The sequence below is a fragment of the Streptomyces sp. NRRL S-31 genome (assembly GCF_000718775.1).
Lineage (GTDB): Bacteria > Actinomycetota > Actinomycetes > Streptomycetales > Streptomycetaceae > Streptomyces.
The window spans coordinates 95,089-108,234 of record NZ_JOCB01000010.1; the positions used below are offsets into that span (position 1 = coordinate 95,089).

Annotated in this window: 12 protein-coding genes; 6 read left to right on the top strand and 6 right to left on the bottom strand. The window is 73.9% G+C overall.

What is annotated here, in order from left to right; all coding sequences use genetic code 11:
* The 4 genes from IF37_RS0106830 (at nucleotide 1) to IF37_RS0106845 (ending at nucleotide 3,953) form a co-directional block, all read left to right on the top strand.
* Complete coding sequence (locus IF37_RS0106830; protein WP_030737745.1) at nucleotides 1–210, top strand: MbtH family protein; 210 nt, start codon at nucleotides 1–3, stop codon at nucleotides 208–210.
* A 31-nt stretch (nucleotides 211–241) separates the two neighbouring features.
* Nucleotides 242–1,210: a TauD/TfdA family dioxygenase gene (locus IF37_RS0106835; protein ID WP_030737748.1), complete on the top strand. Its 969-nt coding sequence runs from the start codon at nucleotides 242–244 to the stop codon at nucleotides 1,208–1,210.
* Between the two features lie 33 nt (nucleotides 1,211–1,243).
* Entirely contained in the window at nucleotides 1,244–2,527 is a 1,284-nt protein-coding gene (locus IF37_RS0106840; RefSeq protein ID WP_030737751.1) for a diaminobutyrate--2-oxoglutarate transaminase, read from the top strand.
* Nucleotides 2,528–2,609: 82 nt separating this feature from the next.
* A complete protein-coding gene (locus IF37_RS0106845; RefSeq protein ID WP_052845011.1) occupies nucleotides 2,610–3,953 on the top strand; it encodes a SidA/IucD/PvdA family monooxygenase in 1,344 nt (447 codons plus the stop codon).
* A 70-nt stretch (nucleotides 3,954–4,023) separates the two neighbouring features.
* On the opposite strand, the gene IF37_RS0106850 is transcribed toward IF37_RS0106845, so the two are convergent.
* From IF37_RS0106850 to IF37_RS0106860, 3 genes are all read right to left on the bottom strand, one after another.
* Nucleotides 4,024–4,602: a LuxR C-terminal-related transcriptional regulator gene (locus IF37_RS0106850; protein WP_030737759.1), complete on the bottom strand. Its 579-nt coding sequence runs from the start codon at nucleotides 4,600–4,602 to the stop codon at nucleotides 4,024–4,026.
* A gap of 332 nt (nucleotides 4,603–4,934) precedes the next feature.
* Nucleotides 4,935–5,678: a hypothetical protein gene (locus tag IF37_RS0106855; RefSeq protein WP_030737762.1), complete on the bottom strand. Its 744-nt coding sequence runs from the start codon at nucleotides 5,676–5,678 to the stop codon at nucleotides 4,935–4,937.
* A gap of 118 nt (nucleotides 5,679–5,796) precedes the next feature.
* Nucleotides 5,797–7,083 (bottom strand): MFS transporter, encoded by a 1,287-nt coding sequence (locus IF37_RS0106860; RefSeq protein ID WP_037855841.1) that lies wholly within the window; start codon nucleotides 7,081–7,083, stop codon nucleotides 5,797–5,799.
* 134 nt (nucleotides 7,084–7,217) lie between these two features.
* On the opposite strand from IF37_RS0106860, the gene IF37_RS0106865 reads away from it, so the two are divergent.
* Nucleotides 7,218–8,153, top strand: coding sequence for a LysR family transcriptional regulator (locus IF37_RS0106865; protein WP_030737769.1), 936 nt, complete (start codon nucleotides 7,218–7,220; stop codon nucleotides 8,151–8,153).
* Nucleotides 8,154–8,235: 82 nt separating this feature from the next.
* Here IF37_RS0106865 and IF37_RS0106870 read toward each other — a convergent pair whose 3' ends face one another.
* Both IF37_RS0106870 and IF37_RS0106875 read right to left on the bottom strand, forming a co-directional pair.
* Nucleotides 8,236–8,589, bottom strand: a complete 354-nt coding sequence (locus tag IF37_RS0106870) for an antibiotic biosynthesis monooxygenase (RefSeq protein ID WP_030737772.1) — start codon at nucleotides 8,587–8,589, stop codon at nucleotides 8,236–8,238.
* A gap of 124 nt (nucleotides 8,590–8,713) precedes the next feature.
* Entirely contained in the window at nucleotides 8,714–8,932 is a 219-nt protein-coding gene (locus IF37_RS0106875) for a hypothetical protein (RefSeq protein WP_030737776.1), read from the bottom strand.
* A 932-nt stretch (nucleotides 8,933–9,864) separates the two neighbouring features.
* Here IF37_RS0106875 and IF37_RS0106880 point away from each other — a divergent pair.
* Nucleotides 9,865–10,860, top strand: a complete 996-nt coding sequence (locus IF37_RS0106880) for a helix-turn-helix domain-containing protein (RefSeq protein ID WP_052845013.1) — start codon at nucleotides 9,865–9,867, stop codon at nucleotides 10,858–10,860.
* 93 nt (nucleotides 10,861–10,953) lie between these two features.
* Here the strand turns inward: IF37_RS0106880 and IF37_RS0106885 are convergent.
* A partial coding sequence (locus IF37_RS0106885) for a non-ribosomal peptide synthetase (protein WP_158727299.1) occupies nucleotides 10,954–13,146 on the bottom strand: 2,193 nt, incomplete at its 5' end.

Consider the following 13,146-nt stretch of genomic DNA (forward strand, 5'->3'; position numbering starts at 1 on the left):
ATGACCAACCCCTTCGAGGACCCCGACGCCCGCTACCTGGTCCTGGTCAACGACGAGAACCAGCACTCGCTCTGGCCGGAGTTCGTACCCGTGCCCGACGGCTGGCAGCGCCGGTTCGGCCCCGACGGCCGCACCGAGTGCCTGGCCCACATCGAACGGGAGTGGACCGACATGCGCCCCAAGAGCCTGATCGAGGCGATGGGCGAATGACCGCGCGCCGACGCCCGGCGGGAGGACCGAGGTGACCACCACCGAACAGCGCGCGGCCCGGCTGTCCGGACCCGAGCTGGCGGACCTCTCGCGGACCGCGCACAAGCTGCTGGAACGGGCACCGGACCGGGTCGACGACCCGGCCTGGGTCGCCGACGCCCGCCGCGCCTGGGAGGAGACACCCGCCCGGCTGCGCCGGCTGGTGCGGGAGTTCCGCCGCCACTCCGGCACCGACGGCCGACTGCTGCTCACCGGACTGCCGATCGGCCCGGAGAGACTCCCCGACACACCGGTGGTCATGGGGTCGGCGCAGCGCACCCCCGCCCTGCCCGCGGCCCTGCTCATGCTGATCGCCCACGGACTCGGCGACCCCGCCGCGTTCGCGGCGGAGAAGGACGGGGCACTGGTGCAGGACGTCGTCCCGGTGCCCGGCCAGGAGGAGTTCCAGGGCAACGCGGGCTCGGTGGAGCTGACGTTCCACACCGAGAACGCCTTCCACCCGCACCGGCCGGACTACGTCCTGCTGCTGTGCCTGCGCACCGACCACGAGGAACAGGCGGAGCTGCGCACCTGCTGCTCCCGGAGGGTGCTGCCCCGGCTGACGGACCGCGCCCGCGCGGCACTGGCCCGGCCCGAATACGTCACCGAGCCGCCGCCCTCCTTCGGCAGGGGCGGGACGGACAGCCTGCACGGCATCCTCACCGGCGACCCGGAGGACCCCGACCTCTGCTACGACGAGGCGGCCACCCGGGCCCTGACCGACGCCGGCCGCGCCGCGCTGGCGGAACTGGACACGGTGATCCGCGGCAGCCACGACGGCGTGCGGCTGCGGCCCGGGGACCTGGCCGTCGTCGACAACCGGGTCACCCTGCACGGCCGGTCCTCCTTCCGCCCGCGCTTCGACGGACGGGACCGCTGGCTCCAGCGGACGTTCGCCTTCACCGATCTGCGCCGCTCCCGGAACCACCGGCCGGCCGACGGGAACGTGCTGGCGAAGTGAGCGAAGAACAGCGAAAGACATGGAGTGCCGCGTATGGCCGAGCCTGACCTGACCGATGTGTTCGCCCGGCACGAGTCCCGGGTGCGCAGCTACTGCCGCGGATTCCCGGCCGTGTTCGAGCGGGCCTCGGGACACCACCTGTGGGACGTCGAGGGGCGCCGGTACACCGACCTGCTGTGCGGCGCCGGCGCGCTCAACTACGGGCACAACCCGCCCGACATGGTCGCCCGGGTGACCGACTACCTGGCGCGCGGCGGACCCGTCCACTCCCTGGACCTGCACACCACAGCGAAGGCCGGTTTCCTCACCCGGTTCGCCGAAACGGTCCTGGCACCGCGCGGCATGGGCGACCACGTCGTGCAGTTCCCCGGCCCGGCCGGCACCCTCGCCGTCGAAGCGGCCCTGAAACTGGCCCGCAAGGCGACCGGACGCTCATCGGTCATCGCCTTCCGCGACGGCTTCCACGGAGTCTCCCTGGGCTCCCTCGCCGCCACCTCCGCACCGCTGCTGCGATCCGCGGCCGGCACGCCGCTGCGCGACGTGACCCTCCTGCCCCGCGACGACGGGCGCGGCGGACGGGAGTCCCTCGACGCGCTGGAGCGGGCGCTGCGGCCCGGCCGCGGCGTCGGCGCACCGGCCGCCGTGCTGCTGGAGACCGTACAGGGCGAAGGCGGGCTGAACGTGGCGAGCCGCGCCTGGCTGGCCCGCGTGCGGGAGCTGGCGGACGCGGCCGGCGCGCTCGTCGTCGTCGACGACATCCAGGCGGGCTGCGGCCGAACCGGCACCTTCTTCAGTTTCGAGCACGTCCCGGAGCTGCGGCCGGACCTGGTGTGCCTGTCGAAGTCGCTGGGCGGCATGGGCCTGCCGATGGCGGCCCTGCTGATCGGCCCCGGCCGGGACGTGTGGGAGCCGGGCGAGCACAACGGCACCTTCCGCGGCCACAACCTCGCCTTCGTGGCGGGCACGGTCGCGCTGGAGTACTGGGCCGACCCCCGCTTCACCAGCCGGGTGGCCGGTCTGACGGCCGCGATCCGCACCTCGCTCGACGACATCGTCGCGCGGCTCCCCGAGGGCGTCGCCCAGGTCGCCGGACGCGGCGCGATGAGCGGACTGCGCTTCGCCGCGCCCGAGCCGGTCGAGCGGGTCCGCCGCGCGCTGTTCCAGGCCGGGATCATCGCCGAGAGCGCGGGGGAGGGGCGGGTGCTGAAGTTCCTGCCGCCGCTGACGATGCCCGTCGCCGCCTGGCAGGAGACGGCGCACACGATCGGCGACGTCGTGCTCAAGACCCTCGACACGGCCGTCCACCGCTTCGCCTGACGGCCCCCACCGCACACTCCCACCTCCCCACCCCGCACACTCCCCCCACCCCGCACTCCCACCACGAGGACGAGGACCCACCGTGACCAACGACAACGGCCGTACGGCGCAGGAGACGCTCCACGACGTCATCGGCGTCGGATTCGGCCCGGGCGGTATCGCGCTGGCCGCCGCCCTGGAGGAGGAGGCACCCGAACTGGACTGCCTCTTCCTCGAAGGGCGCAGCGAGGCCGCCTGGCAGCCCGGCATGCTGCTGCGCGGCTCCGACACCCAGCACCACCCCAGCCGCGACCTCGCCACCCTGCGCGACCCGCGCAGCCGTTACACCTTCCTCAACTACCTGCACGAGACCGGCCGGCTGCTGGCCTTCCTCAACGTCCCGGCGCACTTCCCGCTGCGCCGCGACTACGCCCGCTACGTGCGGTGGGTCGCCGCACAGCTCTCCCCGTACGTCGTCTACGACCGCAGGGCGACCACCGTCTCCGTCGCCACCGACCCGGTGCCGCACCACGTCGTCCGGACCGCGTGCGGCCGGACGTACCGAGGGCGTGCCCTGGTCGTGGGCACCGGACGCACCCCCTACGTCCCCGCGGTCTTCCAGCCCCACCTCGGCGACCGGGTGTGCCACAGCGGCGAGTACCTGTGGCGGCTGGAGAAGCGGCGGGCGGCCAAGGGCGGCCCGCTCGACGTGGCGGTCGTCGGAGCCAGCCAGAGCGCGGCGGAGATCGCGCTCGACCTGCACTCCGCCGCCGCGGGCGACCGGATCCACGCGGTCATGCGCGGCTTCGGCTACCGGCTGAAGGACACCAGCCCGTTCTCGGAGGAGGCGTACTTCCCCGAGTTCACCGACTACTACTTCGACGCCTCGCGGGAGGCCAAGGCCGCCCTCGACGCCCAGCTGCGGCCCAGCAACTACTCCTCCGTCGACCAGGACGTGCTGGAGAGCCTGTACGTACGGCGGTACGAGGACGGCGTCGACGGCGAGGAGCGCCTGCTGCTGCACCGCAACCACGAGGTCGAGGACGTCGAGACCGGTGACGGTCCGGTCCGGCTGCACCTGCGCGAGCGCCACACCGGGGAGTCGAGGCAGGTGACCGTCGACCTGCTGGTCCTCGCCACCGGCTACCGCGACCTCGGCCCGGCCGAGCACGACGAGCCGTACCCCCGGATCCTCGGCCCGGTGGCCGACGGGCTGGCCCTGGACGACTCGGGCGTACTGCGGGTGGAGCGGGACTACTTCGTGCCGCCCCGGCCGGGCACCGGTGCCCGGCCGCCGCTGTTCCTCAACGGCCTGTGCGAGAACACCCACGGGCTCGGCGACGCCGGCTCCTTCAGCCTGCTCTCGCTGCGCGCCCGCACCCTGCTCGAGGGGATCCGGCACCGGCTGGCCGCCGGGCCCGCGGTGACCGGCGGCACGCCCGCCTGACCGCCGGCCGGCCCCCCACGGGCCGGCCGGGGACGAGGACCGGTGTTCCCCCGACCGGTCCTCGCCCGTCTCAGGTCGCGATGAACTCCGGCTGGACGCGGGGCGGCCACTCGCCCACCGCGAACACCCCCATGGCGTACCCCTTGGAGATCAGGGCGGTGCGGTTGACGACCTTCATCTTCCGCAGGAGCGTCGCGACGTGGTACTCGACTCCGCCGCGGCTGAGGAAGAGCCGCGCGGACAGCTGGACGGTCGACTCCCCGGCGGCGACGCCCTCGAGGACGCGGGCGTGCACCGGACTGAAGAGCGTCTGCCGTGCGGAGGCGACCCGCGGGCCGTCGTCGTCAGCGGGCCGGAACAGCACCACGATGGCCTCTACCCGGCCGCTGGCGCTTCCCTGTACGGCGATGCCCGTCAGCTCGCCCTGGAAGGGCTCTCCGCGCGCGTCCACGCCGATGACATGGTCCGCGAAGCGTGCACCGCGCCCGTCGGTCAGCCGGGCGAACTCGCGACGGAACTTCTCCCGCACGCTCGGGTGCAGATAGACGAGGATCTCCTTGCCGACGATGTCGGCGGGTGCGGAACCGATCCGGCCGGAGAACGGCGCGTTCGCCGCCGAGATCCTCAGGGTCGGTTCCAGGTGAGCCATGCAGAGGCCGGACCGTGCGAAGACGGACCGGCAGATGTCACCCCATCGTTCCCGGGTGCGGTGGTCAGCCGCCGCCGGGGATAAGTCGTGAGCAGCGTGACCGGAATCTTCCATGATCAAGATGTTGCCCCTCTTGCCCTCGAACCAGGCGCGATGCGCGATACGGGGAGCTTCGGGTATGGACGCCTGGTCCCCTCGAAGTTTGCTGGCAAAACTAGCCGCGACCAGCCCGGGCGGATGATCTCACAGCGCACGATCACTAACCTTGCCGCGCATGAACACCCGAAGCCCTTGACACCCGGAGGGAGCGGGGGCAGGGCTCTGCGCGCCGGTCAGTTCCCGAGCAGGTCCAGCAGTTGCCGCGTGGCCTCGAAGCCGGCGCCCGCCGTCGCGAGGAACCTCCGGACGCGCCCCACGGCCTGTTCGGTCGTGACGTTTCCCCCGCCGGCCAGCGCGGTGTCCAGGGAGTCGGCGTGGCTCAGCGCGCTGTCCGCCACCTCCTGAGGGGCGTGCGCGGCGTCCTCGCGCAGGGCCTGGGCCAGGCGCTCCAGGGAGACTTCCTCGTGCTGGACGTGGCTGTGCTGGATCCAGTTCCGCGTTCCGGGGCTGTTGACGTTCGTGATGATGGAGCCGGACCCGGTCTCCTGCTGGAAACTGATGTCCATGGCGGCCTCCTTGCCTGCGATGTTCCTCCCGTTCCTCCGCACACCGGCGGCCGTGGCGCGGTACCGGTACGGACTGATGGGGTGGGTCGCGCTCACCACCTGGTGGGCGAAGCCCAGGGCGTGCAGCCTCCCCATGACGTGGTGGACGTCCGCCGGGTTCCAGGTCCGCCGCCGGAAGTAGTCGGTCATGTCGACGTACACCCCGGGCACGCTTCCGCTCGCGCTGCACAGGTGGTCCAGGGCCTCCAGGGCGAGCTGGTCGGTGTCGTCCGCGGAGGTCGACCGGGGCGGCAGCGAGGCCAGGAAGCCTTCTTCCCTGCGGGCCCGATTCTCCTCGGACCGTCGCCTCCGCAACGCGAACAACGCGAGGCCGGCGACGACGAAGAAGGGCGCGATTGTCAGGACGTTCACGGAAGTGGCCTCCCCCGCCGGCACTCCGAGACTGAAGCGAAAGGGTAGGGCCGCGCCGAGGCACCGGGCAAGGCCCGAACCGGCCGGCCGTCGCCTCCCGGCTGCTCGGCGGTCTCTCTCAGGCGCGGCTCGGTGCCGGTTCCGGCGTGGTGGGGAGCGGTGCGGGGCGGCGGGGGAGCAGCAGCGGGGTCGCGAGGACGAGCGCGCCGGCCAGGCCGATGGCCGTACGCGGGCCGAGCAGGGCGCCCAGCACGCCCCAGACGGCCGTCAGCAGCGCCGTCGCGGCCTTGGTCGTCACCGACCAGGCGGACAGCGTGCGCGCGACCCGCCCGGTCGCGGTGCGCTCCAGGCGGTAGGTGGCGCAGACCGGGTTGAACACCGCACAGCAGAAGATGAGCCCGAGCTCCACACCCATCACCAGCAGCAGTCCCCCGGTGCCCGGCCCCAGGAAGGCCAGGCCGACGGGCCAGACGGCGCGCAGCGTCCCGGACCCGACCAGGACCCGGTGCTGTCCGAACCGCGTGACGAGCGGCCGGGCCAGCCGCGCGCCGAGCAGCCCGCCGATCGAGGGCGCGGCGAAGGCGAGGCCGTACTGCCAGGGTGTGAATCCGAACCGGCCGAGCATCAGGACGGCCAGCAGCGGCTCGGCGGCCATCACCAGGGCGTTGAAGGCGGCGGTGTTGAGGAACAGCGGGCGCAGGGTCGCGTCGGCGAGGATGTGGCGCCAGCCGTCGAGCAGGTCACCGGGCCGCCCGCGCGCGGCGTCCCGGCGCGCGGGCCGTGCCTCGTACCCGCCCATCGCGCGGATGCCCAGGGCCGAGAGCAGATAGCTGACCGCGTCGGCCACCACCGTCGCCACCGGGCCGAGGAGCCCGATGGCAGCGCCGCCCAGCGGTGGTCCGATGATCGTGGTCGTCCAGGCGGTGGACTCGAAGCGGGCGTTGGCGACGAGCAGGTCCTCGGCCGGGAGCAGCGCCTTCAGATACGCGCCCGAGGCCGCGCGGAAGGTGATGTCGGCCGCCGCGACGACGACCGAGACCAGCAGGAGCTGGAGGAAGGTGAGCGCGCCGAGCGCGAAGGCGAGGGGAATGGTCAGCAGCGCCGCGCACCGCGCCAGGTCCGTCGCGATCAGCACCGGCCGCTTGCGGCGGAACTCCACCCACGGGCCGAGCGGCACCGCCACCGCGGCGCCCACCGCGGCACCCGTGGCGGAGAGCGCGGCGACCTCGGCCGGTCCCGCGTGCAGCACCCGGACGGCGATCAGCGGGAACGCGCCGAAGGCGAGCCACGTGCCGAGCGCGCTGGCCCCGTACGCTCCCCAGAGCCATCCGAACCGGCGCCCCAGCCGAGGTTCGAACAAATGTCCGAGCAGAAGTCCAGGTCCCCGTTGGTGCCCGCCGCCCATGCCCGCCGCCCTCGCCCACTCACTCGCACAACCGATCAGCGATCAGCAGCATCAAAGCGAGCAGCACGACCTGGAATCAAACAACCACGGAGCCGTCGGTCACAACCTGTGGTTGTGGCCGTAGGGTGACCGGTATGGACCTCGACACCGTCCGGACCTTCGTCGTCGCGGCCGACGCGGGACAGTTCCAGGAGGCCGCCGCCGAGCTGGCCGTCACCCAGCAGGCCGTCTCCAAGCGCATCGCCGCACTGGAGCGCGGTCTCGGCGTCCGGCTGTTCACCCGCACCGCGCGCGGCGCCCGGCTCACCATCGACGGACAGGCGTTCCTGCCCCACGCGCGCGAACTGCTGCGCGTGGCCGAACGGGCGGTCGCGTCCGTGCGCACCGGCCGCCGTCCGCTGCGCGTCGACGTGATCGCCTCGCGCGTCGCGCCGTCGGGGCTGATGCGCGCCTTCCACCGCGCGCACCCCGGGATCGACCTCGACGTGGTGATGCTCTTCGACATCGACGCGGCCGTCGCCGCCCTCCGCTCGGGCACGATCGACGCCTCCTTCCGCGCCGTCGGCGCGCCCGGCCACCCCCTTCCCGAGGACATCGAGTCCGTCCGGGTGCTCGACGAGCCGCTCCAGCTCCTCACCGGCCCCGCCCACGCGCTGGCGGGCGCCCGCTCGGTGACCGTCGCCCAGCTCGCCGGGCACCGGATCTGGATGCCCGGCATCGTGCCCGGTACCGAGTGGGCCGCGTACTACGACGACCTCGTCGCCGAGTTCGGCCTCACCATCGAGGCGACCGGCCCCAACTTCGGCTCCGACGCGCTGCTGGACACCGTCGCCGACACCCCGGCCCTGGCCACCTTCATGGGCGAGCTGACCCGTCTCGTCTGGCCCGCCGGCTTCGGCCTGCGCCGCATCCCGGTGACCGACCCGACGCCGGTCTACCCGCACTCGCTCCTGTGGCACCGCGACAACCCGCACCCGGCGCTGACCACCCTCCGCGCCCACCTCACCACCACGGCGACCGGCCGCGACACCACCGGAACCTGGACCCCGGACTGGGCGTCCCCGCGCTGAACGCCGCCCGGCGGAAGGCGCCTTCCGGCCGGAGCGGGGAGCGTGACGCCGGCCGGCCGTCCGCCGCCGGGCCCCGCGGACCCTACGCTCGAGTGAACCCGTGGCTGCGTTCCACCTTCGCCACGTGCAGCGTGTACTTCTCGTACCACTCGGCCCGGCCGCGCTTCTGCGCCGCCCGGTGCTCGGCGTTGCTCCGCCACTGCGTGAGGGCGTCGGCGTCGCGGAAGTACGCCACGGTGATGCCCAGCCCGCCGGGGGTCTGCGCGTGGTCCGTCCCCAGGTACCCGGGGACTTCCTTCACCAGCTCTTCCATCCGTGCGTCGGTCTCGCTGTAGCCGCTCTGGTCCTGGGTGCGCACCGTGGTGAAGACGGCCACGTAGTAAGGGGGTTCGAAGGGCGCGACGGGCGCGACGGGCGGTTCCGGGTGATCGCTCATGGCGCCACCGTAAGGCGGCACGCGCCCGGCGATCCAGCGCCTTTCCCGTCGCCCGCGGCGGACACCGCGCCGGAGCGGTCCCGCGGTGGGCCGCCGGAGGTGCCGCGGCCGGACTCGGACGGGTTCAGTGCGGGGCCGAGACCGAGGTGTCGATCGAGGTCAGGGTGATGACGAGACCGCTGGTGAGGACCATGCCCGCCAGCACGCGGGCTCGGGCGCAGGCGCGGTTGCGGCCCGAGAGGGTGATGCCGCCGGCGGCGTCCGTCTCGTCGGCCGGACGGGCGGGGAGGTCGGCGGAGGCGTCGACGGCGGCGGGGGCGGCGTTGCTGCGGAGCTCGTCCATGGCAAGAACCTCGTGTCTGTGAGGGCGACTGCGGGGAAGGGGAGCGAGGCGGCGTCGGTAGCTCCGCCCGGTGACTGTCAGCGTGCGAAGGCCCGGCCGGTACGCGGAAGTTCGGGGTTCGGCGCGCTCGGGACGGGGGCGCCGGTGCGGAGCGGGTAGCGGCCGGTACCGGCCTGGGGGATCGCGGTGGCCCGCCGGGCGGGGGCCGTGGGGTTCGCGCTCGGGGGAGTCGCGGTTGCGGCTGCTTCGGTCACGAGAACAAGGTCACAGATGTCGTGGGGGACCCGCATGGGGGACTGTCCCCCATATTCTCCGGCGCCCCCCACCCGGTGCCCCGGAGCGATGGGGGACCGGGCCGCGCGCGGTGCGCGGCGCCCCGGGCCGACCGGCCTCGGCCGTACCGTCCCGCAGGGCGAAACCGCAGGTCGGCTCCGTGTGCGCGGCTCACGGTACGGCCGGGTCCCGCGGGGGCGGAGGGCGTACGGGACGGGGGTCGGACCGCATGGGTATATGGGGGTGGGCCCGACCCGGAATGGGGGACCGGGCCCCACCCGGGACGGGCAAACCGGCCCTGAGCGCGCCCCGGGGCCCGATCCGCCCCCGGCCGAACGGGCCACTACGGCCGGACGGGCGGAGCCGGGTCGCGCCGCTCGCGCGGGACCGCGCCGCCCCGCGGCCCATCGCCCGGTGCCGGACCGGTGCGCCGGGGTGCGGGTGCCGCACGCGGTGGTGTCCGTGCCCGCCCCGTGAGCCGGTGTCCCGCAGGAACTTGGGGGATCGGCCCGCATTTCCCGTCGCGGCGGCTCCCGCTCTACTGGTGTCCGGCCGGCGGAACCCGCGGTGACCTCCCGGGGGAGCGCCGTCGGCCCGGTCTCGACCCGTGTCCCACAGCCAACAGGTGCCGTACGACAAGACATACAGGAGTGCACGACATGCGGACCTCTCTCGGTATCGACTCCCTTGCGCGGAGTGTCTACATCGCGATGGTCGACCGGCCCGGTGCCGAGGTGGCCGAACTGGCCGGGCAACTGGGGGAGACGGAGGAAGCGGTCCGGGACGGGCTGGAGCGGCTGTCCGCCCTTTTGCTCGTCGTGCCCGGGGACTCCGCCAGCGGCTGGCGGCCGGTCGACCCGGAGGTCGGACTGGCGGCGATGCTCGCCCGGCAGCAGGACGAACTCGCCCGCCACCGGCTCCAGGTGGAGGGCAGCCGGCTGGAGGTGACGCGGCTGCTGTCGGAACGCGGGCGCGGCGGCCGGGAGAGCGTCCCGGACGTCGAGTGGCTGGCCGGCGCGGACGCGGTGTGGCGGCACGTCACCGCTCTCGCCGAGGAGTGCGGACACGAATGGCTGACCGTCGGGCCGGCCGAGCGGCTGGACGCGGGGGCCCTCGAGGCCGCCCGCCCGGTGGACGAGATCCTGCGGCGGCGCGGCACACCCGCACGCGCCATCGTGCTGGAGAGCGTCCGCAACGACCCCGAGGCGACGGAGCGCCTGCGCCGCACGGAGGAGTGCGGCGGCGCCGTCCGCACCCTGCCGTCGCTGCCGGTGTGGATGTTCCTCTCCGACCGCAGGCACGCCGTCGTGCCGGTCACCAGCGGTCGCGGCGTGGTCGGCGCGATGGCGTGCGGCGTGGAGTCGGTGACCGAAGCCTTCGCGACCCTGTTCGCCCGGCTGTGGAAGGAGGCCCTGCCGCTCGCCCAGGCACGCCCCCGTACCCGGGGCAACCTCTCCCTCCAGGAGCAGCACGTGCTCCGGCTGTGGGCGCAGGGCCTCACCGACGCGGCGGCGGCCCGCCGGATGGACGTCTCGCTGCGCACGGTGCGCCGCCTCTCGGAGAAGCTGACCGACCGGTTCGGTGCCCAGAGCCGGTTCCAGCTCGGCGCCCTGGCGCTCGCCAGCGGCGGCATCCGCGCCGAGGACGTGGCCTGAACCGCCCCGCACCCGGCGTGACCGGCGGCACCGCGCGGGGGCCGGACCTCGGCGACGAGGTCCGGCCCCCGCACGGCGTGGCACCGGGCGCCGTCACCCGGCCGGCGCGAACTGCGCCGTGATCGCCGCCATCATCAGGTCGGCGATGCCCTGGGCGAGCTGCGCCGGGGTGGGCGAGTCGAACACGGCCCGCACCGGTACGTCGACCCGCAGCGCCTTCCGCAGCCGGGAGGCCACCTGCGTGGCGAGCAGTGAATGCCCGCCCAGCTGGAAGAAGTTGTCGTGCACGCCGACACGCTCGATGCCCAGCAGCTCCTGCCACACGGTGGCGACGGTCCGCTCGACGGCGTTGCGCGGCGCCGTGTACTCCGTCCCCAGGTCCGGCCGCTGGTGGTCCGGCACCGGCAGGGCCGCCCGGTCCACCTTGCCGTTGGCGGTCAGCGGCAGCCGCTCCAGCGTGACGAACGCCGCCGGGATCATGTAGTCGGGCAGGAACCGCCCCAGGTGGGTGTGGAGTTCCGCGGTGCTCGGCGCGTCCGTGCCGGTGGCGACCAGGTACGCCACGAGCCGCTTGTCACCGGGCGTGTCCTCGCGGACGATCACGCCGACCTCGCCGATGCCGGGGTGGGTCAGCAACGTGGCCTCGATCTCGCCCAGTTCGATGCGGTTGCCGCGGATCTTCACCTGGTTGTCGATCCGCCGCAGGAACTCCAGCTGCCCGTCCGCCCGCCACCGCACCAGGTCACCGGTGCGGTAGACCCGGGTGCGGACGCCTTCGGCCTCGTACGCGACGAACTTCTCCTCGGTCAGGTCCGGCCTGCCCCGGTAGCCGCGGGCCACCGCCACGCCCCCGATGAGGAGTTCACCGGGCACCCCGACCGGTACCGGCCGGCCGTGCTGGTCCACCACGAACGCCGGGACGTTGGGGATGGGCCGGCCGATCGGCGGGACCACGTCGCCGGGCTCGACCACCGTCGAGGTGACGATGACCGTGGTCTCGGTGGGGCCGTAGTTGTTGACCACGCGGAACGGCAGCCTGGCCCGCGGCGGCATCCGCAGCCGGTCACCGCCGGTCAGCACGTAGTCGAGGGTGCTGTCCTCCGCCCACTCCAGCGCCACCAGCGCCTCCAGCATCGGCGTGGACAGGAAGGTGGCGTGGACGCGCTGCTCGCACAGCCAGTCCCGCAGCAGGGGCGGGGTGAGCCGGACGGTCTCGGTGGTGACGCAGCAGGTCGCGCCGCGGGTCAGACCGAGCCACAGCTCCCACGCCGCCGCGTCGAAGCCGATCCCGGCCAGCAGCGCGATCCGCTGCCCGGGCTCCAGCCCGTACTCCCGCGCCGTCCAGTGCACCAGGTTGACCAGACTGCGGTGCTCGACCTGGACGCCCTTGGGCCGGCCGGTGGAACCACTGGTGTAGATCAGGTAGGCCAGGTGGTGCGATGCCGCGACCGGCGGCGGGTCGGTGTCCGGCTCACCGGCCAGTGTCGCGGTGTCCTCGTCGAGCCGCAGCAGCGGTACGTCCGAGGGCAGCCGGCCGGTGTGCGCGGAGCCGGTGAGGACGACCGGGGTCGCGGTGTCCCGCACCATGTACGCCAGCCGCTCCGCCGGGTAGTCCGGGTCCAGCGGCACGTACGGCGCCCCCGCCTTCAGCACGCCCAGCACCGCCGTCACCAGGTCGGGGCCGCGCTCCAGGCACACCGCGACCGGCATGTCCGGCCGTACCCCGTACCGGGTGCGCAGGTGGTGGGCGATCCGGTTGGCGCGCGCGTTCAGCTCGCCGTAGGTCAGCGCCCCCTGCGGCCCCTCGACGGCCACCGTGTCCGGCTGCCGGGCCGCCCGCTCCTCGAACAGGCCGTGCAGCGTCGCGGTGTCCGGGAAGGCGGCCGTGGTGCCGCTCCACTCGACCACGGTCCGCCGCCGCTCCCCGGGAGTGAGCAGGCACAGCCCGGACAGCCGTGCCGTGGGCTCGCCGGCCACCGTCTCCAGCAGCGTGCCCAGGTGGCCGGCCAGCCGGGCGACCGTGTCCCGCTCGAAGAGGTCCGTGCGGTACTCCAGGGCGCCGCGCAGCCCTCCGTCCGCCTCCTCGGACATCACCAGGGTCAGGTCGAACTTGGCGTCCGGCAGCGTGACCGCGAACGGCTCCACGTCCAGCCCCGGCAGGCTCCAGCCGTGGCCGTCCGGGGTGTTCTGGAGGACGAACATGGTCTGGAAGAGGGGGTTGCGGGACGGGTCGCGGTCGGGGGCGAGTTCCTCCACCAGGCGTTCGAAGGGGAGGTCCTGGTGGTC

What these genes read in the sequence shown, in the direction of transcription:
- IF37_RS0106830 (WP_030737745.1), top strand. Translation starts at nt 1, where the DNA reads ATGACCAACCCCTTCGAGGACCCCGACGCCCGCTACCTGGTCCTGGTC.
- IF37_RS0106840 (WP_030737751.1), top strand. Translation starts at nt 1,244, where the DNA reads ATGGCCGAGCCTGACCTGACCGATGTGTTCGCCCGGCACGAGTCCCGG.
- IF37_RS0106850 (WP_030737759.1), bottom strand. Translation starts at nt 4,602, where the DNA reads ATGGCTCACCTGGAACCGACCCTGAGGATCTCGGCGGCGAACGCGCCG.
- IF37_RS0106860 (WP_037855841.1), bottom strand. Translation starts at nt 7,083, where the DNA reads ATGGGCGGCGGGCACCAACGGGGACCTGGACTTCTGCTCGGACATTTG.
- IF37_RS0106865 (WP_030737769.1), top strand. Translation starts at nt 7,218, where the DNA reads ATGGACCTCGACACCGTCCGGACCTTCGTCGTCGCGGCCGACGCGGGA.
- IF37_RS0106870 (WP_030737772.1), bottom strand. Translation starts at nt 8,589, where the DNA reads ATGAGCGATCACCCGGAACCGCCCGTCGCGCCCGTCGCGCCCTTCGAA.
- IF37_RS0106875 (WP_030737776.1), bottom strand. Translation starts at nt 8,932, where the DNA reads ATGGACGAGCTCCGCAGCAACGCCGCCCCCGCCGCCGTCGACGCCTCC.
- IF37_RS0106880 (WP_052845013.1), top strand. Translation starts at nt 9,865, where the DNA reads ATGCGGACCTCTCTCGGTATCGACTCCCTTGCGCGGAGTGTCTACATC.